The 19147-nt window shown below is 45.4% G+C and carries 18 protein-coding genes; 10 read left to right on the forward strand and 8 right to left on the reverse strand.

Annotated features, from left to right (window positions below):
• The first annotated feature begins 8 nt into the window (after nt 1–8).
• Nucleotides 9–911, forward strand: coding sequence for a methylmalonyl Co-A mutase-associated GTPase MeaB (gene meaB / locus WD077_05360; protein ID MEX0966643.1), 903 nt, complete (start codon nt 9–11; stop codon nt 909–911).
• Nucleotides 912–1329: 418 nt separating this feature from the next.
• Here meaB and WD077_05365 read toward each other — a convergent pair whose 3' ends face one another.
• The 7 genes from WD077_05365 to WD077_05395 all read right to left on the reverse strand — a co-directional run bounded on the left by WD077_05365 (nt 1330) and on the right by WD077_05395 (nt 8782).
• A complete protein-coding gene (locus WD077_05365; GenBank protein MEX0966644.1) occupies nt 1330–2469 on the reverse strand; it encodes a PDDEXK nuclease domain-containing protein in 1140 nt (379 codons plus the stop codon).
• A gap of 333 nt (nt 2470–2802) precedes the next feature.
• Nucleotides 2803–4155 (reverse strand): 4Fe-4S dicluster-binding protein, encoded by a 1353-nt coding sequence (locus WD077_05370; protein MEX0966645.1) that lies wholly within the window; start codon nt 4153–4155, stop codon nt 2803–2805.
• A 15-nt stretch (nt 4156–4170) separates the two neighbouring features.
• On the reverse strand, nt 4171–5493 hold the full coding sequence (locus tag WD077_05375) for an FAD-dependent oxidoreductase (protein MEX0966646.1): 1323 nt from the start codon (nt 5491–5493) through the stop codon (nt 4171–4173).
• A gap of 284 nt (nt 5494–5777) precedes the next feature.
• A complete protein-coding gene (locus tag WD077_05380) occupies nt 5778–6341 on the reverse strand; it encodes a YdeI/OmpD-associated family protein (GenBank protein MEX0966647.1) in 564 nt (187 codons plus the stop codon).
• Between the two features lie 185 nt (nt 6342–6526).
• The gene (locus tag WD077_05385; GenBank protein MEX0966648.1) at nt 6527–7300 is read right to left on the reverse strand and encodes an enoyl-CoA hydratase-related protein; all 774 of its coding nucleotides are present in this window, start codon (nt 7298–7300) and stop codon (nt 6527–6529) included.
• A 188-nt stretch (nt 7301–7488) separates the two neighbouring features.
• Nucleotides 7489–8055, reverse strand: a complete 567-nt coding sequence (locus tag WD077_05390) for a phosphatase PAP2 family protein (protein ID MEX0966649.1) — start codon at nt 8053–8055, stop codon at nt 7489–7491.
• Nucleotides 8048–8782: a class I SAM-dependent methyltransferase gene (locus tag WD077_05395; GenBank protein ID MEX0966650.1), complete on the reverse strand. Its 735-nt coding sequence runs from the start codon at nt 8780–8782 to the stop codon at nt 8048–8050. The genes WD077_05390 and WD077_05395 overlap by 8 nt, the downstream gene beginning before the upstream one ends.
• 123 nt (nt 8783–8905) lie before the next feature.
• On the opposite strand from WD077_05395, the gene WD077_05400 reads away from it, so the two are divergent.
• Nucleotides 8906–9394 carry an asparaginase domain-containing protein gene (locus tag WD077_05400; GenBank protein MEX0966651.1) on the forward strand — a complete coding sequence of 163 codons (489 nt, stop codon included), beginning with the start codon at nt 8906–8908 and terminating at the stop codon, nt 9392–9394.
• A 28-nt stretch (nt 9395–9422) separates the two neighbouring features.
• On the opposite strand, the gene WD077_05405 is transcribed toward WD077_05400, so the two are convergent.
• Nucleotides 9423–11255: an ABC transporter ATP-binding protein gene (locus WD077_05405; GenBank protein MEX0966652.1), complete on the reverse strand. Its 1833-nt coding sequence runs from the start codon at nt 11253–11255 to the stop codon at nt 9423–9425.
• Nucleotides 11256–11345: 90 nt separating this feature from the next.
• Here WD077_05405 and WD077_05410 point away from each other — a divergent pair, with 90 nt between their 5' ends.
• The 8 genes from WD077_05410 to WD077_05445 all read left to right on the forward strand — a co-directional run bounded on the left by WD077_05410 (nt 11346) and on the right by WD077_05445 (nt 19143).
• The gene (locus tag WD077_05410) at nt 11346–12443 is read left to right on the forward strand and encodes a Glu/Leu/Phe/Val dehydrogenase (protein MEX0966653.1); all 1098 of its coding nucleotides are present in this window, start codon (nt 11346–11348) and stop codon (nt 12441–12443) included.
• 72 nt (nt 12444–12515) lie between these two features.
• Nucleotides 12516–13466: a transcription antitermination factor NusB gene (gene nusB / locus WD077_05415; protein MEX0966654.1), complete on the forward strand. Its 951-nt coding sequence runs from the start codon at nt 12516–12518 to the stop codon at nt 13464–13466.
• A 29-nt stretch (nt 13467–13495) separates the two neighbouring features.
• Entirely contained in the window at nt 13496–13951 is a 456-nt protein-coding gene (locus WD077_05420; protein MEX0966655.1) for a DUF1573 domain-containing protein, read from the forward strand.
• A gap of 60 nt (nt 13952–14011) precedes the next feature.
• Nucleotides 14012–14341: a preprotein translocase subunit YajC gene (gene yajC, locus WD077_05425; GenBank protein ID MEX0966656.1), complete on the forward strand. Its 330-nt coding sequence runs from the start codon at nt 14012–14014 to the stop codon at nt 14339–14341.
• 7 nt (nt 14342–14348) lie between these two features.
• Nucleotides 14349–15323: a CdaR family protein gene (locus WD077_05430; GenBank protein MEX0966657.1), complete on the forward strand. Its 975-nt coding sequence runs from the start codon at nt 14349–14351 to the stop codon at nt 15321–15323.
• On the forward strand, nt 15320–15943 hold the full coding sequence (gene coaE / locus WD077_05435; GenBank protein ID MEX0966658.1) for a dephospho-CoA kinase: 624 nt from the start codon (nt 15320–15322) through the stop codon (nt 15941–15943). The genes WD077_05430 and coaE overlap by 4 nt, the downstream gene beginning before the upstream one ends.
• A gap of 128 nt (nt 15944–16071) precedes the next feature.
• Nucleotides 16072–18018 (forward strand): DNA topoisomerase (ATP-hydrolyzing) subunit B, encoded by a 1947-nt coding sequence (gene gyrB / locus WD077_05440; protein ID MEX0966659.1) that lies wholly within the window; start codon nt 16072–16074, stop codon nt 18016–18018.
• Nucleotides 18019–18519: 501 nt separating this feature from the next.
• Entirely contained in the window at nt 18520–19143 is a 624-nt protein-coding gene (locus tag WD077_05445; GenBank protein ID MEX0966660.1) for a class I SAM-dependent methyltransferase, read from the forward strand.
• Nucleotides 19144–19147 lie beyond the last annotated feature (4 nt).

Consider the following 19147-nt stretch of genomic DNA (forward strand, 5'->3'; position numbering starts at 1 on the left):
AAAGGCTGATGCCCGACCTTTCAAAACAGTCGCAATTTCTTCACTATTCCAATAAGCGGTTTCTGGCCAGGTGCATTTCGCTGGTCGAAAACCAGGCTGGAAACTATCAGGAAATCCTGACGGGATTGCAGATTCCTCCTGTGCCCGTGATTGGAATTACCGGACCTCCGGGCGCGGGCAAAAGCACGTTAATCAATGCGCTCCTCAAGAAACTGACTGACACCGGCAAGTCTGTTGGCGTCATCGCAGTGGACCCCTCCTCCCCCTTCAACTTCGGCTCTTTGCTTGGCGACCGCATCAGGATGGGTGATTTCTATAATCATCCCAATGTGTTTATCCGTTCGCTGGCAAGCCGTGGTTCTTTGGGCGGGCTTTCGCTCAAAGCTTTCGAGGTGGTGGATGTAATGAAAGCAGCCGGTTTCGATTATGTCATCATAGAAACGGTGGGCGTAGGCCAGTCAGAAGTGGAAATAGCCGGCCTGGCCGATACGGTGGTTGTGGCGCTGGTTCCCGAATCCGGAGACGAAATACAGGTGATAAAAGCCGGACTAATGGAAATCGCTGACATTTTTGTCGTGAACAAAGCTGACCGGCCGGGTGCAGAAATTTACATCGCCAACCTGCGGAAAATGGTGAAGCATGGATCTGACCACAACTGGCAAATCCCGGTGGTGCAAACTTCTGCACTGAAAAATGAAGGAATTGATTCGCTCATCAAATCAATAAAACAACATATAAACAGTGGCAGCATCCAGCAAAAGAAACTTTTGCTCATGGCCGAAAAAGCTTACCGCCTGATCCAGCAGCAGCGAATGAAAGATATACAGAAGGAAGTCCTCATCAAAGAACTGGAAATAAAGCTGGCGGAACCTTCCTTTAATATTTATAAATACATAAGTGAAAATTTTTAATTCTATCGAATTCGGGGGAATTAAAATCGGGGTTATACGAAGCGACTTGAGATGTGTGCGGCTGTGAATCATGGCTATTCTTTTTCAATTGCTTTCTATCCCCATTCATTTTTCTTTTTGTTAAATGATAATATTGCCTTGTCTGTCAATATCTGTCCGTCTGTTAGGTTCTTTTTTGAATAATTTTCGGTTCAACAAAGACGTCCTCTACAAAACCAAAATTCTGAGGTGAAATTACTTTTAGCGTTCCTTCAAAATTCTTGATCGCTTCAGTGGTCAGATGAGATTCAGCTTTTTTAGCAGTTAATATTTTGAAAAACCCGTCCTTCCCTTCACCATTGAACCGCACCTTTAAGATATCACCTATTTCTGGTTTTTGGCCAAATGACCGGAATAGTTGAGCAGTGAATGTGCATTCTTAACTGTCATCTGGCAGATCCAACTTTCCCGCCAGTTCATGCAGCTTTTTTCTCAAGACTTCCTTATCTATCAGGCGGGTTTCATAGTCTGCAATTATTGCAGGGGATACATTTCTGGCTAATGAGTATTCCACTACTTCCGTATCTTTTCCTTTGCAAAGTAGAATGCCAATACTTGGATTTTCATCGGCTCGCTTCACATCCCGATCCAGCGCTTCCAGGTAAAAATTAAGCTTTCCCAAAAACTCCGGTTTGAATTCCTCAATTTTAAGTTCGAACATAACCAGGCATTGCAGTCCGCGGTGGTAAAAAAGCAGATCGGTATGATAATCTTTGTTGCCTACCTGAATACGATACTGATTGCCCATGTAGGTGAAGTCCCTGCCAATCTCCAGGATGAATTTCCGCAGGTTTTCCGTCAGCGCTTTTTCAAGATCTGATTCAGAATGCAGCTCAGGCAGATTGAGAAATTCAAAAATGTAAGGGTCTTTGAAAATCCCTTCCGGGAGCGTTTTTTGAATACTACGGATTTGCCGGTCGCTCGACAGGGTACGCTCAAAAAGCCCTGAGTTCAGATGGCGCTCTAATTCCCTGACCGATAGTTTTTCCTTGATAGCGGAAAGCAAGTAGAATAGCTTTTCTTCCGGTGTTTTAGTCTTGGATAGAATCAACAGGTGGTGTGTCCAGCTTAATCGTGTCAGCACTGATGACACAAATATAATATGCTGATTACCAGGGTATTTAAATTGTGTCAGCCCTGGTGACACACTTGCATTCTTTCCCCTTTTATTGCGGGGATCTGCTCCAGATTCGGTATCGTTCTCCTTTGTCTGCCGTTCCTTCCAAAACCCCACACAAGCGGACGAGGGAGCATAGGTTTCATAAAACTGCCTCATGCGGTATAATCCCCTCCTGTTAAACCCCTTTATGCCCGGAATCTTGTCCTGAATAAACCCGGCCAGTTCATCCACCGTTTTGTCGCCCCAGCTACCTTCAGCTACTTTTTTAGAAACCATCCTCCCAATCTGGTAATAGAGCAATACCAGTTCTTCATTCACTTTGGCAAAAGCTCTTTGCCTGGCTTCATGGATCAGGTGGGTGATTTGGTGAAAGTCGTTATGGAGAGGAGGTGCGGGCATGTACTAAAATTTAAATGTGCATAATTGCTCAGACATTGTATGCGTTTTTGTTTTTTTCTGAAATTGCGAACACAGTGCGTTGGTTTTTGCGAAGATGCAGTAAAACTAGCAACATAGTTCCAACTGTCTTTTTGAAAAACCACTTCTGGTTCCAAATTTTCCGTTAATAACTTGACAAGGTATGCACCACCAGGGCAATGATTGAATGAATATCCTGTATAATATTTTTGAACGATTTTAAATTCTCATAGAATTATTAAAATACGATTCCAAGGGAAAATCTCATTGTTTATTTAAATAAATTCCACATTTCTTTTTTTCACGAAACCTCTATTATTCCGCCACCTCTATTCCGTTCTTTCTTACCTGGATGGCTGCCCGGTTTATGTCAGATGGGCCATTTTCCAACTTCAGCACACCGCGCGGACAAACAGAAGCACAAATGCCACAGCCCACACAACTGGCACGAACTATATTCTGCTGCCGTTGTGCGTACCACCTCACGTCTATGCCCATTTCGCAAAATGCGGAGCAGTTGCCGCAACTGATGCATTGCCCGCCATTAGTTGTAATTCGAAACCTTGAATAAAACCGTTGAATAATTCCAAGAATGGCGGCCATTGGGCAACCAAACCTGCACCAAACCCGGCTCCCCATCAGCGGATAAAAGCCCACGCCAATCACCCCGGCAAAGATGGCCCCGATATAGAAACCATACCATTCCGCCAGATCGCCCGAAATGCTGCTGAGCCAGCCAATTTCCAGCGTGAGACTGGCCCAAAGCAGCATGGTGGTAAACGTGATAATGGCTAGCACTCCGTAAACGATCCAGCGCTCAAATTTCCAGGCAATGAGCCGCTTATCGCTGAGATGCCGATACGGGTCGCCAAATGTTTCTGCAAGGCCGCCACAGCCGCAAACCCAACTGCAATACCAGCGTTTGCCGTAAAAATAGGTAAGAACAGGCGTAGCAATAAAACTCATCACCGCTCCCCAAAAAACCATGAACGTACCCAATGCCCCGGGATCGGATACAAGGGAATGGACATCATTCGGGAACAAATAGTTGAACTGAAGCGGCCAGAAGTAGCTGAAGTAAAATTCCGGCTCCTTGAAAAACATAAGAATTGCCGGCAGGAGAAAAGCAAAACCAAGCTGAAAAAACATCAGCGTTGCCGTCCGGATGAGATGATAGCGGCTGTGTTGATATTTATACATAAACTTCACGCCCATCACCAGAATGGCCAGGGTATACAGTAATCCATAAAGGAACCAATGGTCAGCCGGTGCATTGCGAATGGCCTGGCTCATGGGTTCCACCATAGCTACCAGGTTGTGCAGCCAATCGCCAAACCAATAAATAATAATATAAAAGCCGGTAAACAGGATGGCCGTTATCCAGCCCGTCCATCCGCGGAATTGCATGGCGCTGAAGGTAATGCCATCATTATGGATGCCGGGTTTCATCCCTCTGGCCTGGCCAAAAATGTAAAGCAAAGCACCTCCGGAAATCAATCCGGCAGACAATAAAAGCGAAATCCACGGCCCGCCAATTAACCCGAAAAATGCAATGACGAACGTACACAGCAATCCGGTAAAAGAAATGGCCAAACCGGCCATTTCCACAGCACTGTTATAGTGCGGTTTTATCTCGGTGTCAGAATTCAGAATTGCATAAGGATGCATGTTGCTTTTTTTAATTTAGAAAAAACGAAAGATTTTGCGCCTGTGTTTTTCAGCCGGGTTATCAGGAAATAATTTATTATAATTAAGCCTAATGGCTTCATTATGTTTTTCATGGAATTCAGGATTGAACTGGCACGCTTCCAGGTGCTCGACCACGTATTTCAATGTTTTTTTGTTTGTCATCCAATCCTCGCACACCAACTGCCTGTAGCGCTGCCCCAGGATGTTAAATCCTGTAATGGCCGTGGTTTCAGCATCATACACCAGCCGTACACTTTGCCGGCCATTGGGATGCTGCCAGAATAAGCTGGCATCACCGCCTTCAAAAGTCCGGGGAGCGTGGCCATAGACCTGCCATTCGATTCCAAAAAACTTGGCAGAATTAAAATAATAACCTGGATCATAAGGTATTTTTTTCCCGCAAATTACCCTGGCCACATGCCTGCCCATAATTGCCCCGGTATACCACACCGGGGAAATGGCACGATGTCCCGGAGGAGGTTTGCGCAACTCCACGCAATCTCCCGCTGCATAAACGTCCTCTACCGAGGTGCGCAGGAATGTATCTGCAAGCACGCCACTACCGGTTTCGATCCCTGAGTTTTTCACAACATCCAGATTGGGATGCACGCCTACCGCAATGCCCACGAAACCACAAGAAATTCTTTCGCCCGCATTTGTCCTTATGGCATTCACGCGTCCGTGTTCATCGCCTTCAATGGCGGCCAGTTCAGTTTCAAGCCGTAAATCCACCCCGTGTCTCCGGATTTCTCGGCTTATCATGCTGCCTTCTTCATTCGGAAATATGAGGTCATAGAATTCCTTCTCACGCACAAGGAATGTTACCGCGATTTTTCGTGAGAGCTGCATTTCTGCCATTTCAACGCCTATTAAACCTCCGCCCACGACCACGGCCTGCTGCACATTGCGGGTATGTTCTTCCATCAGTTCCAGGTCCGGAATACCATAAAGCGTTTGAACGCCCCGCAGGTCCGCGCCTTCTACATTCAACCGGTTGGATTTTGAACCACTGGCAATTAGCAACTTATCATAATCCAGGCGCTTCCCGCTCCGCAGGATGAGTTGCTTTTCGGCTGTATTGATTTGGTTCACATAATCCCGGAGCAGGCCAATGCGGTTTTTTTCCCAGAACCAGTCTTCATAAGGCTTGAGGTTTTCATACGCCATGTGGCCCATATATAAGTACATCAAAGCGGTCCGTGAGTAGAAATGCTCCGTCTCGTCAGAAATCACCGTAATGCGGTGGTCGCTCAGCTTGCGAATATGCCGGGCTGCCGTTATTCCGGCAATGCCGTTCCCTATAATTGCGATGTGCATGGCTTGCTTTGCTGATCCTTCAATCTGAATTCGTGCCCAATATAAAGGCTTAAAACTCCAAAAGCACGATTGCAAAAAGCTTTTGCATAACCTGACAAATCAAAACCAGGGAGATTTCACCCCTCGGCACTCTCACTTTTAAAGCAAAAAGATCATTCCTTTTATTTTGCGAATCCTTCGGTTTGTGGGCAAATTTCAACTAAAAATATTAGCCTAATCAAAATCACACGTTTATTTAAAAATTTAAAAACGTTTTGTAAAAATCAAAATATCACTTTTAATTTTTACTGTACCATTCCATACATTTTATTCTTTTTTGTCATCTTAATAAAATAATTTAATCTCGTCTTAAATACTTCCGGACGCTGGCGGGCGCCATCTACCCAGCCTATGCGGATGCGTTTATAAGATTCAGGAAACTGCTGAAAATTCTTCCAGACCTCTTTATCCTTCTTCAACTCAAGAATCAAGTCATCCGGCATCACCGTCTTCTCGTGCAGGTCAGCTTCAGTAAATGCATGGCGAATGCTTTCCATTCCTGCTTCCGTCATTTTTTTAGCCAGGATAAGCCGCTTTACCCGCTCCCTGTTCATGGGCGACAACTCGCTACGCGGCCTGCGTGGCGAAAACCGCTGTGCAAAGGCCTGATCGTCAATCGGCTTAATGGTGCTGTCAATCCAGCCAAAACAAAGCGCTTCTTCCACTGCATCATTATACGGCAAGCGGGGCTTATCAGCATTTTTCCTGTAATAAATCAGCCAGATATCCCGCTCCGTTTTATGATGCTCTTCTAACCATTTTCGCCAATCATCGCGGTGGGTAACGTAGAGCGTTTTCGTAATTTCCATTTCCTGTGCTTATTTCTTTTCCGAAGAAAAATCTTCCCGGTATCAATTTACATTCAATAATATTATTTACAGAATATTCATTTGAATTTTCCCAAATAAAAATTAAAAATTCCGCATTTTAATTAAATATTTAAAAAACGCAATGCTGGGAAGACAGCCGCCAATTAAAGCTCTTTTTTAAAAAACTACTTTCCTTTAAAATCCGGCTTCCGTTTTTCGATAAAAGCGTTCATTCCTTCCTTCTGGTCTTCAGAGGCGAAAAGCATGTAGAAGTTTTTGCGCTCAAAGTAGAGGGCCTCCTGCAGGTGCATGTCGTGCGCCTTATTCACTGATTCCTTCGCCATTTGCACGGCAATGGGAGACATTTCAGCAATCTCCGCTGCGAGCTTTATGGCTTCCTCCAGATACAGATCTACCGGCACCACTTTGTTTACCAAGCCGAACTGGAGCGCTTCCTGCGCAGAAATAAATTTCCCGGTGAGCACCATTTCCATAGCACGGGCTTTTCCTACAGCCCTGGTGAGCCGCTGCGTCCCTCCGGCTCCGGGCATTACGCCAATCTTTATTTCCGGCTGACCAAACTGTGCAGTTTCAGATGCCACGATCATATCGCAGATCATGGTGAGTTCACAGCCGCCACCCAATGCAAATCCGGAAACAGCCGCAATAACAGGCTTTCTCGTTTTGCGTATCTGGTCCCATGTGCTGAATTGGTCCACCTTGAGCATGTCAATGGCCGTTTTCCCTGCCATTTGCTTAATGTCGGCCCCGGCTGCAAATGCGCGTTCGTTGCCGGTGATCACGATTGCCCGCACTTCATCATCCGCATCCAGTTCTTTCAGCGAATCCCGGATCTCCCCCATGAGCTGCAGGTTCAGGGCGTTCAGTTCCTTGGGCCTGTTCAGCCGAATGATGGCAACTCGCTTGGCCGCCAGCTTTTCTACAAGAATAAATTCCATAACCTATTTTTTAAAATTAAAGGCCAAAATTAATAAGTAAAAATTGGAAGCATAATGGAATTGAAGAGCCTCTGAATTTACTTTTCGAAAACAGAAAATGACATACATGTCCTCCTGCATCCTGAAATAATAAAAGACGATCTTTTTAATAAATGGAAATCTATCTCTGGACTTCAATCACAGGAAAATTAATCTAAACTACCGATAAAAACTCTTCCCAAAATTGCGATCCAGCTTCCTGTGAACACGCCAATCAGCGCTCCGAAAATAACATCCACAGGAAAATGAACTCCCACATACACCTGTGCATAAGAGACGGTTGCGGCCCAGATTATTCCTGCCGGGATAAGCCATCGTATATGGCGGCCCAGCATCACAATAAGGAAAAACGATAGCCCAAAATGATTAGCCGCATGAGCGCTGGGGAAGCTCTTGCCGCTGCCACAATTGATCAGCAACCGCACCTCGCCTGCCAGGTTTGCATCATGGCATGGGCGCAGCCGCTCCACGCGCGGCTTAATATAAGAGGCGGTAACCTGATCAGTAATTGTAACCGATAAAATAATGAGCAGCACCATCGCCAGCCCTTTCAGCCTAAAATTGATCCCCAGAAAAGTGAGGAAAAAAGCATAAACCGGTGCCCAAAAAAACTTGTCGCGCAGTGCAGGCATCAACAGGTCCAGCACCGGGTTTACCCACTGGCCGTTAATAAGCCGGAAAGCAGCATAATCCCATTGCATGAGGCTTTCAAACATGATCAGGTTTTTGTGCAATGATAATGAGCCGGTCAGATGATGCCGGGTCGAATAGCGCTAAATCATAGCTACCGAAAACATCAGTAATCGAAAAATCCTTCAGGAAATCTCTGAAGTCATCAATATTAAGACACTCCACCCGCTCAAAGAAAAGGTGCTCTTCACCATTATCATTTATACGGATTTCCTTAACAATGAAGCCCTTCTCTGTAAATCTCCTGATATGGAACTGGATGCCATCGCGGCTAAAATCTTCCTCCCTCCTGAGGTTTGCAATTACTTTGTTGCAATTCAGGAAGTCTATCACCACGTATCCTCCCGGAGCCAGCGTATCATATATATTGCTTATTACCTGGCGGTTTTCATCCTGCGATTCAAAATATCCGAAACTGGTAAACAGGTTGATCTGAATATCAAATTCATGATCTCCAAAAGGCTCCCGCATATCATGGATGTGGAAGCGGAGATTTTCCTTTTCCCCTCGTTTGGCTTCTTTAATATTCTCCTCAACAATGTCAATGCCCGTCACCTCATAACCTTTGGAGGCAAGATAGGCGGCATGTCGTCCTTTTCCGCAGGCTACATCAAGGATGCGTGCTTTTGGCGCAGGGTGCAGGTGATCCAGTAATTTGTCAAGAAAAATTTTGGCTTCCGCAGTATCGCGGTGCTGATAAAGTATTTTATAATACCTCGTTCCGAACCAGTTCAGGAACCAGTCTTTTTTCATTAAATGCCTTGTTTTCTGCAAAAGTAAAAGAATTGAGAGAAGCCCTGCCGGCCCTGCTGCAACTTGAGGCTTTACAGGAACTGCCGCTTAACTTTGCCGCCATAATTTTTGAATGTCACCTCAATGAAAATCCGCATCCTGATAACCGGGGGCACCTTCGACAAAGAGTACAATGAGCTGAATGGAGAACTCTATTTCCGCGAAACCCATGTGCCGGCCATGCTGGAATTAGCGCGTTCCCGGCTGAAGGTGGAGGTGGAGACGCTGATGCTTGTGGACAGCCTTGATGTAACACAACGCGACAGGGAGCTGATGATCGAAGCCTGCACCCGCTCAGAGCAAAGCAAAATTGTGATTACCCACGGGACAGATACGATGGCTGAAACAGCTAAGGTTTTGGCAAGTGCCGTTTCTGATAAAACCATCGTGCTGATGGGCGCTATGATTCCCTATAAGTTCGGCAGTTCGGATGGGCTTTTCAATCTGGGTTGTGCTTTAGCATTTGCGCAAACGCTGCCAAGAGGAGTTTACATTGCCATGAACGGAAAATACTATCATTGGTATAACGTGAGAAAAAACCGGGAACTGGGTCTTTTTGAGGAACTTTCCTAAAACATTGGGAGCCCGGCATTTGCCGAAATTATTCGGTCTCTTTCTCGTACAGTTCTTTTTCCAGCAACTGCTTTTTATAGAGTTCTGCGTAATAACCGTTGCTGCTGATCAGATCGCTGTGGGCGCCCCGCTCCACGATCCTGCCTTCATCCAGCACGAGGATATTGTCTGCGTTCTTTACGGTTGAAACTCTGTGGCTGATGAGAACGGTGGTTTTCCCTTTCATTACTTTACCCATATTTTTCAGGATCTCAGCCTCAGTGTGTGTATCAATGGCGGAAAAACTGTCATCGAATATTAAAACTTTGGGATTTCCTATAATTGCTCTGGCGATGGCCACCCGTTGTTTCTGTCCGCCAGAAAGCGTAATGCCGCGTTCACCCAGGCCCGTTTCAAAACCCTCTGGGAAATCATGAATATCTTTCAGCACGTCAGCGGTTTCTGCCGCTTCCCTCAACAAACTCTCCCTTTCCTGTTCGGTCAGTTCTTCCGTGGCCTGCAAGTGCTGATGGTAGCCGAAGAAAATATTGTTGGCAATTGAATCTGAAAAAAGGAAATCATCCTGTGGCACATATCCTATTTGCTGGCGGTACAGGTCAGGGCGCAATGATGAAATATCTTCGCCTTCAATCAATACGCTCCCCTGTTGCGGATCGTATAATCGCATCATCAGGTAGGCGATTGTGCTTTTACCTGAACCCGTGCGGCCAATTATTCCCAGCATTTCCCCGGAGTTTACCAGGAATGAAATATCCTTCAAAGCCTGGATACCTGTATCGGGATAAACAAAGGAGACATTCCTGAATTCAATATTTCCATTTACCTGAAGTACTTTGCCTTCTTCGGGCACAATGTCAGAAGGCGTTTCCAGTAATTGGTTGATGCGTGCCTGCGAGGCAGCCGCCCGCTGCACCAATGAAGTTACCCAACCGATGGATGCCACGGGCCACGTGAGCAAATTCACATAAATAAAGAACTCTGCAATATTGCCGGGAGTGATAAGCCCCTGCATCACGAGCTGTCCGCCCACGTATAGCGTGATCAGTGTACTTACTCCGATCAGCAACAGAATGAGCGGGAAAAATAGGGCATCCACGCGTACCATCGCCATGGACTTTTCGCGGTAGACATTCACCTCTTCGCCAAAATGATCCTTTACGCTTTGCTCTGAGGAAAAAGATTTGATGACCCGGATCCCCGAAAAAACTTCCTGGACAAAAGTGGTGAGCCGCGAAAGCTGCTCCTGTATTGCCGTACTGCGCTTGTGGATGATATTGTTCACAAAATAAATGGAAAGCGCCAGCACCGGCAACGGCAGCAGCGTGTATAATGTAAGCTTCACATTCACGGAGAGCATGATGGCCACCACAAGCACAATGAGCGTCACCAGGTTTATGGTATACATAATGGCCGGACCCAGGTACATCCGCACCCTGCTTACATCCTCCGTGATCCTTGCTATCAAGTCTCCAGTGTTGTTTCTTCTGTAAAAGGAAAGCGATAACCGCTGATAATGATGGTAAATTTCATTTTTCAGGTCATACTCAATCTTCCGGCTCATCACAATAATAGTTTGCCGCATGAAGAACATGAACAGCCCCCTGCTCAAAGCAAGCGCAATTACCAGCGCTGCAAAGAGAAGCAGGATCTGCCCGAGCTGCTCCAGGAGATGCGACTGAATTCCGGTGTTATCAGAAAGCCTGTAAAGTAGGATGTTCTGCCCTACCAGGTCGAATGCATGGCGCACCACCTGGGCCGGAAAGACGCCAAAGAAGTTGGAGATGACGACAAAGAAAACGCCCCATAAAAGGCGCTTGCGGTATTTAAAGAAATATTTGTTGAGGTGCCAGAGTGATTTCATAAATAAGAATTGGCCGGCAATTCACAATTTGAAAAATTCCTACTTTTGCACAAATTCGTGAGGCATTAATTAATCAGAAAAAGGCTACCTATGACGCTCGTTAAAGAGGAAATTGAGATTCAAAATGTAATTTTTGACCGGCTAACGGAATATCATTATGAGCAGTTAGTGTTTTGCCATGACAAAAATACAGGATTGCGGGCAATCATAGCTATTCACAATACCCACCTTGGCCCCGGACTTGGCGGCACTCGCATGTATCATTATAATAATGACCAGGATGCGATCACAGATGTTTTAAGGCTTTCCAGAGGAATGACTTACAAAGCAGCCATCTCAGGTCTCAACCTGGGTGGAGCTAAAGCCGTCATTATCGGAGATCCCTATAAGCACAATTCGGAGGGCTTGATGCGGAGATTCGGCAGGTTCGTAGAAACCCTGGGCGGACGATATATTACTGCTGAAGACGTGGGAACCACCACCGAAGACATGGAGTATATTAAAATGGAAACCGACCATGTAGTGGGTCTGCCGGAAATGTATGGAGGCGGAGGCGATCCATCACCGATGACGGCTTATGGCACCTACCTGGGAATGAAAGCCAGTGCACTGGAGGCTTACGGAAACGAGAGCCTCTCAGGAAAAAAGATATTAGTAGAAGGCATTGGGAAGGTAGGCCGCCACCTCGTTGAACTGCTGGCAAAAGAAAATGCCAAGATATACGTAGCAGACATCAACCCTAAGAGTATAGATTATGCGGTGAAAGAGTTTGGCGCTACCCACGTTGAACTTGAAAATGTACCTTCCGCTGAAATGGATATCTATTCTCCCTGTGCGCTTGGAGCCACCGTCAATTCCGACACCATTCCCCAGTTCAAGTGCGACATCATTGCAGGAGCAGCAAACAACCAGTTGAAGAATGATATTGAACATTCGGCCTTGCTGAAAGAAAGAGGTATTCTTTACGCTCCGGACTATCTGATCAATGCCGGTGGCCTCATCAATGTCTACACAGAATTAAATGGCTATAACCGGGGAATTGCCCAATCACGCACGGAAAAAATATTTGATGTAACATGTGAGATTTACAAGACTGCAACACAGGAAAGCATTACTACTTATGCAGCTTCTCAGGTTATCGCTGAAAAACGTATTCATGACATTGGCCAAATTAATTTGCCTTACTAAACGGGAAGTCAACCGGACCCCGCAACAGTTCCATCTCATTTTTCATCTTAAAACTTACCCTCAATCCACTTCATGCTGAGCAGAAGACATATTCGATTGAAGGTGATGCAGGCCCTCTACGGATACGAAATTTCCGGAAACTATCCTGAATTAGGTGTTTTAACCAAAAACCTGATGAAAAGCATAAATAAGCTTTACAGCCTGTATCTGTATTTGCTTTTGCTTGTCGAAGAACTTGGCCGCTTTGCCGAACACTACGAGGAAGAAACCAGGGCGAGGGCATTTCAGGGAAGCGAATTGCAGAAAAAACACCTGAGATTTCTGCAAAACCCGGTGGTTCATAAACTCATACATTCTGAGCTTTTCCATAAAAAACTTAATACCTACGATGTAGTTTGGGTGCCGGATCAGGATGCAACCCGCAAGCTCTTTGTAGACCTCAAAAACAGCACAGAATACAGGGATTATATTAGTACCAATACTCCTAATAAGTATCAGGATCATGACCTTGTGACTTTTATCATTAAACATTTCACCACCAACTCTTCCCTCTTTACACATCTTCTCGAAGAGGAATTTTACAATTGGTTCGATGATGAGAAAGTAGCTGTCAACATGGCACTTAAAACAGTAAAGGGAATGGCCTTTGATAATGAAGAAGACTTCCTTCTGCCGTTGACGGATAATGAAGAGGAAAATTTCGATTACGCCAAGTCACTTCTGAAATTTACGGTGCGAAATAATGCTGAACTGCAAAAAATGGTGGATGACAGAATTAGTAAATGGGAGCCAAAACAAGTAGCCGTGGTAGATATTATTATTTTAAAAATGGCCCTGGCTGAATTTCTTTATTTCCCATCTATTCCTACCAAAGTCACCATCAACGAGTACATTGAATTATCAAAAAATTACAGCACGATACAAAGCAAGAAGTTCATTAATGGAGTATTAGACTCCCTCCTAAAGATCCTGACCGTGGAAGAAAAAATCAATAAAACCGGAAGGGGACTGATTTCGAATTAATTTTTTAACCAATAAACAAAACTAAAAAAATGAAATACCTGAGTATTTTTTTCGCAATGGCGCTTTTCACCTTTACTGCTTGTGATGAAGCCTCTGAAACTGAGGAGAGCATTGACTCTTCAGTAGTAGAGAATAATGCAACCGCAAATGAAGATGGTGAAAGCAGCAACCAGGCGGCACAAATTAATTTCAGTGAAACGGAGCATAACTTCGGAACCATTCAGGAAGGAACCCAGGCAACATATACCTTTAAGTTCACGAATACAGGCACTTCCGATCTTGTGATCTCCGATGCAAAACCGAGTTGTGGCTGCACCGTCCCTACCTGGACTAAAGAGCCGTTGAAACCTGGCGATGAAGGCTCCATTGACGTGGTATATGACAGCAAAGGAAGGCCGGGTTCATTTACCAAAACCATTCAGGTGACAAGCAATTCAGAGCCGGCTTTAACCGTGCTTACCATCAAAGGTGAGGTGCAGGAATAATTTAAAGGCAGGTGCCGGCCAATTATTCATTATTATTTTAAAAAAGAAAGAACAGTCTACATGAACCAACTAACAGGAATTCTGCTGATGTCACCGCAGGCAGACGGAGGATTTGATATTGTGAGTTTCCTCCCTTTTATTCTCATCATAGTCGTGATCTACTTCTTTATGGTGAGGCCACAGCAAAAGAAGGCCAAGGAACAGAAATCATTTCGCGCCAATCTTAAAAAGGGCGATCGCGTGGTAACCATTGGAGGAATCCATGGTAAAATAGTGGACGTAAAGGAGGGGACTTTCCTGGTGGATGCCGGGAACAACATCCGCTTTACTATAGAGCAATCGGCCGTATCAATGGAGGCCACAAAAGGCGCCCCACTCGAAAAAACCTGATTTTAATGTGAAAGAATCTGCTTTTTTAAACCAGTTGCTCAGCCGCTTTAAGATAAACCGCAATTCAGAGTGGATTATCTTTTTCTGGTGTATACTGATCGCATCTGTATATTGGTTTATGAAGGCCATGAATAAGCGCTATACCAGCACTGTGGATATGCGGGTGGAATATGTGAATGTTCCTGAAGACCGGACATTTACCCAAGCTCTGCCTGAGATGCTGAATTTAAGAGTAAATGCACAGGGCTGGGATCTGTTTGCTTATTCCCTGAAGCGTCAGGTGGCCTCCTATAACCTGGATATAGGAAATGCAGGTAATACTCCTTACGTGGTGCCCATGAACAACTCGGATGAGATAGTCGGGCATCTTTCCTCTGATGTGGAAATACTCACCGTTTCGCCTGATACGATTCCGGTTATGATGGAATCCTTGGAGCAGAAGACAGTGCCTGTATTGCTCCTGACGGATAGCATTTTCCCGAAGCAATACGGACTTTCCGAAGAAATTTCGGTTGAGCCGGATTCTGTTGTCGTTTCAGGCCCGAAGTCGGTGGTACAGGAAGTAGAGCATGTCGCAACCAAAAAGATCTCTTTGCAGAATTTAACGAGAAGCACGACCCGTCAGGTGGAATTGGAAAAGTTTCAAGAAGCGAATATTAAATACAGCACTGATCAGGTGCAGGTATATCTTCCGGTGGAAAAACTTACGGAAGGGAAAGTGGAGGTTCCAATAGATATTATCAATCTGGCTCCGGAAGATTCGGTTTCACTGATCCCCCAACGGACCACTATCACTTTTCAAACTGCGCTTAGCAACTATTCCAATATCTATCCCGGCCGTTTTCAGGTAACCGTGGATGCGGCTGCGATTGATAACAGCAGCCGCACTCAGCTCAAAATTTCAGTGGCCACCAAACCTCCATTTACGTACAACCTGCGGCTCAAACCCGAATATGTGGACTACATAAGGCAGACAAAATGATGATGAAGGTGGGAATAACTGGCGGAATTGGCAGTGGCAAGTCCACCGTCTGCAAAATATTTGAGGGACTCGGCATCACGGTTTACAATTCGGATATTCGCGCTAAAGAGTTGATGAACAGCCGTCCGGATATCATTGAACAGGTTAAGAAACTCTTTGGAGAAAATATTTATTCCGATCAAAACAAGTTGAAGGGAAAGGAACTGGCAGCCATCGTTTTTAAGAACAAGCGTGCGCTGGAAAAACTGAATGCTATCGTTCATCCAGCGGTACAGCAGGATTTTGAGCGATGGGTTATGATGCAGAATATGCACCTCCCCTATATCCTTAAAGAAGCCGCACTGCTCGTGGAAACCGGCAGCCATAAACTGTTGCACTATCTCATTTGCGTTACGGCTCCGCTTGAGTTGAGGATCAAAAGAATAATGGATCGCGACCACGTAGACAGGAAAGCGGTGATGGAGCGGATCAACAACCAGTTGCCGGAACAGGAAAAGGTTGCTGCGGCTGATTACGTTATTAGAAATGATGAAGATTCTCTGCTGATTCCGCAGATCCTGGAAATTCATGAAGAACTCAGCAAGAAGTCAAAGGAACGCACCCGGAATCTCACCTTCTGAAACAAGGAATAAAAAAGCGGCCCGGATTCCACATTTTGTGGATAATTAACCGGCCTAAAAGCCTTGTTATTACAGTATTTGCAGCATTTTTGTGTCTGTTAAAAAGTTTGTATTAATCCAAGAAAAAAATGTCAGAAAAGAGCAATAGTTATTCAGCGGAGAATATCCAGGTACTCGAAGGTCTCGAAGCCGTAAGGAAGCGTCCCGCAATGTACATTGGCGATGTAGGAAACCGGGGACTGCATCACCTGGTGTATGAGGTAGTTGATAACTCCATAGATGAAGCAATGGGAGGATATTGTGATGACATTAGAGTCATCATTCACCCTGATAACTCCGTAACCGTAACAGATAACGGGCGGGGTATTCCTGTGGAAATGCATAAAAAAGAAAACCGGTCAGCGCTGGAAGTTGTAATGACCGTGCTCCATGCAGGAGGTAAATTTGATAAAGACACATACAAGGTTTCAGGAGGCCTGCACGGAGTGGGTGTATCTTGTGTAAATGCGCTTTCAAGCCACCTCACGGCCGAGATTCACAGAAATGGGAAAAAGTATATTCAGGAATTCGAAAAGGGAAAACCCCTCTACAGTGTAAAAGAAATAGAAGATAGCGAAAAGACTGGAACCATTATCACTTTTACGGCTGATAACGGGATCTTCAATTCGGTGGTGTTTAAGTATGAAACCCTTGCCTCACGATTGCGGGAATTGTCCTTCCTGAACAAAGGCGTTCGACTCTCAATTACGGATGAGCGGGAACCGGACGATGAAGGGAAACCTCGCCATGAAGATTTTTATTCAGAGCTGGGCTTGATTGAATTTCTCCAATATCTGGATGGCAACAGAGAAACGCTAACCGTGGAACCTATGTATTTTGAAGGTGTAAAAAATGAAGTGCCGATTGAAATCGCATTTCAATACAATACCTCCTTCAGCGAAAACATGCATAGTTATGTGAATAACATCAATACAGTAGAGGGAGGAACCCATATTGCGGGATTTCGCAGGGCGCTTACCCGGACACTAAAGAACTACGCTGAAAAAGAAGGCCACCTCTCCAAAGTAAAATTCGAGATTAGTGGTGATGACTTCCGTGAGGGCCTTACCGGAGTGATCTCAATAAAGGTAGCTGAGCCGCAGTTTGAAGGCCAGACCAAAACCAAACTAGGGAACTCTGACGTAATGGGAGCGGTAGATGGTTTTGTATCAGAACACCTGAACAATTTCCTTGAAGAGCACCCCAAGGAAGGCAGGATGATCATCAATAAAGTAGTGCTGGCCGCTACAGCCCGCCACGCTGCCCGCAAAGCACGCGAAATGGTGCAGCGCAAGAATGCCTTCAGCGGACTGAACCTGCCGGGCAAGCTGGCAGACTGCTCTTCGAAAGATCCTTCAATCTCAGAAATTTACCTCGTGGAGGGTGAATCAGCAGGCGGAACCGCCAAGCAAGGCCGCGACCGCGTATTCCAGGCTATTCTGCCATTGAAGGGGAAGATCCTCAACGTGGAAAAGGCAATGGAATACAAGATCTACGAAAATGAGGAAATCAAGAACATGTTCACTGCGCTCGGCATCACCATAGGCACCGAGGAGGATGAAAAAGCACTGAACCTCAGCAGGCTCCGCTATCACAAAATCATCATTATGACGGATGCTGACGTGGACGGCAGCCACATCAGAACATTGGTTCTTACCCTCTTTTTCCGGTACATGCAGGATCTTATTAAAGGAGGATATTTATACATTGCCACGCCACCATTTTATCTGGTTCGTAAAGGCAAGGAAGAAGTTTACTGCTGGACCGATGAGGAAAGAGACCAAGCCATCGCACAACTTTCTGGCGAAAACCAGCGAACTTCTGTAAGTGTGCAGCGATATAAGGGTCTCGGTGAAATGAACGCAGAACAGCTCTGGCAAACCACCATGAATCCTGAGTTCCGCACATTGCGGCAGGTGACTATAGAAAGCGCAGCAGAATCTGATCATATTTTCAGTGTGCTTATGGGAGATGAAGTTCCGCCACGCAGAGAATTTATTGAGCGGAATGCAAAGTATGCCAACCTGGACCTGTAAAGAAGCACCTGTTTCTTTAACCAACCCGAAGCCTGTGCCCCTGTGGTACAGGCTTTTTTATTCTGGGGTTTTGCAACCGGGACGCTAAGAAGAAAGCAATTCAACGTCTGTTCTAACATCTGTGCCCCATCGGTAGCATTCGAGGGTTAATAAGGTTAGTTGGGATTATAATCTACCGATGTTCCTAAGATTTAAAGAAAATTAGAATAAGGGTTTTCAGTTTGGGTATAGTTCGAGCCTGAAATTGAAGCGGCTGCTTTAAAACCTAATTTTCACAACCAACCTTAATAACTGCTGGTGTACCTCTCTCACGCCAACCTTATTCTAATGCTGCTTAATTCCCACCAACTGGTGCGAGCATTCCCATATCCTTGCGTGATATTTCGAGATTGAGGAACTTTTTTATAAAAGAGGAATTAATGGAGACGGCAAATAAATTCAATTTATCGCTGAAGTTTGTTTCAGAATTAAATTCTTTATCCGATTCATTTTTCTTTTAAAATGCAAATCAACACCAATCGGTGGAACCGCTTTCGGTACGCGTTGTATTCTCCGCTTTATGATTTTGTGGTTGGCAGCTTCACCCAACCCATGCGCAAAAAGTCGCTGGCAAACCTGCACTTGCCGCCTGGCAGCAAAATTCTCCTGATCGGGGCCGGAACAGGGCTCGACCTGCCTTACCTTCCTGAACATCTTGCCGTCACCGCAATTGACATCACGCCCGCCATGCTGCACAAACTCCAGCGCAAGGCAAAGCGACTGAACCTGCAGGTTGAAACGCACCTGATGGACGGACATCACCTCCATTTTCCTGATGCCATTTTCGATGCCGTGGTGTTGCACTTCATTATTGCGGTGATTCCCGATCCTGTTGCCTGCATCCGCGAGGCTGAAAGGGTTTTGAAACCGGGCGGAACAGTATTCATTCTGGACAAATTTCTGCCCGACCATGCCCAGCCGAATCTTTTTAGAAGAATCATGAATCCTTTGGCAAATCTTGTCGCCACGGACATCAATCGCAGAGCAGGCGAGATTTTAGCGAAAACCAATTTAGTTCAGATTGCAGAAGTTCCGATGGCTTTCAATGGCACCTTCAAATCTGTGAAGGCGAAAAAACCTGAATAATTCC

The organism is Bacteroidia bacterium (assembly GCA_040880525.1).
In the GTDB taxonomy this organism is placed as follows: Bacteria; Bacteroidota; Bacteroidia; order CAILMK01; family JBBDIG01; genus JBBDIG01.

What these genes read in the sequence shown, in the direction of transcription:
- WD077_05390 (MEX0966649.1), bottom strand. Translation starts at nt 8,055, where the DNA reads ATGTTTGAAAGCCTCATGCAATGGGATTATGCTGCTTTCCGGCTTATT.
- WD077_05365 (MEX0966644.1), bottom strand. Translation starts at nt 2,469, where the DNA reads ATGCCCGCACCTCCTCTCCATAACGACTTTCACCAAATCACCCACCTG.
- WD077_05445 (MEX0966660.1), top strand. Translation starts at nt 18,520, where the DNA reads ATGCAAATCAACACCAATCGGTGGAACCGCTTTCGGTACGCGTTGTAT.
- WD077_05370 (MEX0966645.1), bottom strand. Translation starts at nt 4,155, where the DNA reads ATGCATCCTTATGCAATTCTGAATTCTGACACCGAGATAAAACCGCAC.
- WD077_05400 (MEX0966651.1), top strand. Translation starts at nt 8,906, where the DNA reads ATGAAAATCCGCATCCTGATAACCGGGGGCACCTTCGACAAAGAGTAC.
- nusB (MEX0966654.1), top strand. Translation starts at nt 12,516, where the DNA reads ATGCTGAGCAGAAGACATATTCGATTGAAGGTGATGCAGGCCCTCTAC.
- WD077_05405 (MEX0966652.1), bottom strand. Translation starts at nt 11,255, where the DNA reads ATGAAATCACTCTGGCACCTCAACAAATATTTCTTTAAATACCGCAAG.
- WD077_05375 (MEX0966646.1), bottom strand. Translation starts at nt 5,493, where the DNA reads ATGCACATCGCAATTATAGGGAACGGCATTGCCGGAATAACGGCAGCC.
- WD077_05385 (MEX0966648.1), bottom strand. Translation starts at nt 7,300, where the DNA reads ATGGAATTTATTCTTGTAGAAAAGCTGGCGGCCAAGCGAGTTGCCATC.
- WD077_05395 (MEX0966650.1), bottom strand. Translation starts at nt 8,782, where the DNA reads ATGAAAAAAGACTGGTTCCTGAACTGGTTCGGAACGAGGTATTATAAA.
- meaB (MEX0966643.1), top strand. Translation starts at nt 9, where the DNA reads ATGCCCGACCTTTCAAAACAGTCGCAATTTCTTCACTATTCCAATAAG.
- WD077_05410 (MEX0966653.1), top strand. Translation starts at nt 11,346, where the DNA reads ATGACGCTCGTTAAAGAGGAAATTGAGATTCAAAATGTAATTTTTGAC.
- coaE (MEX0966658.1), top strand. Translation starts at nt 15,320, where the DNA reads ATGATGATGAAGGTGGGAATAACTGGCGGAATTGGCAGTGGCAAGTCC.
- WD077_05420 (MEX0966655.1), top strand. Translation starts at nt 13,496, where the DNA reads ATGAAATACCTGAGTATTTTTTTCGCAATGGCGCTTTTCACCTTTACT.
- WD077_05380 (MEX0966647.1), bottom strand. Translation starts at nt 6,341, where the DNA reads ATGGAAATTACGAAAACGCTCTACGTTACCCACCGCGATGATTGGCGA.
- gyrB (MEX0966659.1), top strand. Translation starts at nt 16,072, where the DNA reads ATGTCAGAAAAGAGCAATAGTTATTCAGCGGAGAATATCCAGGTACTC.
- yajC (MEX0966656.1), top strand. Translation starts at nt 14,012, where the DNA reads ATGAACCAACTAACAGGAATTCTGCTGATGTCACCGCAGGCAGACGGA.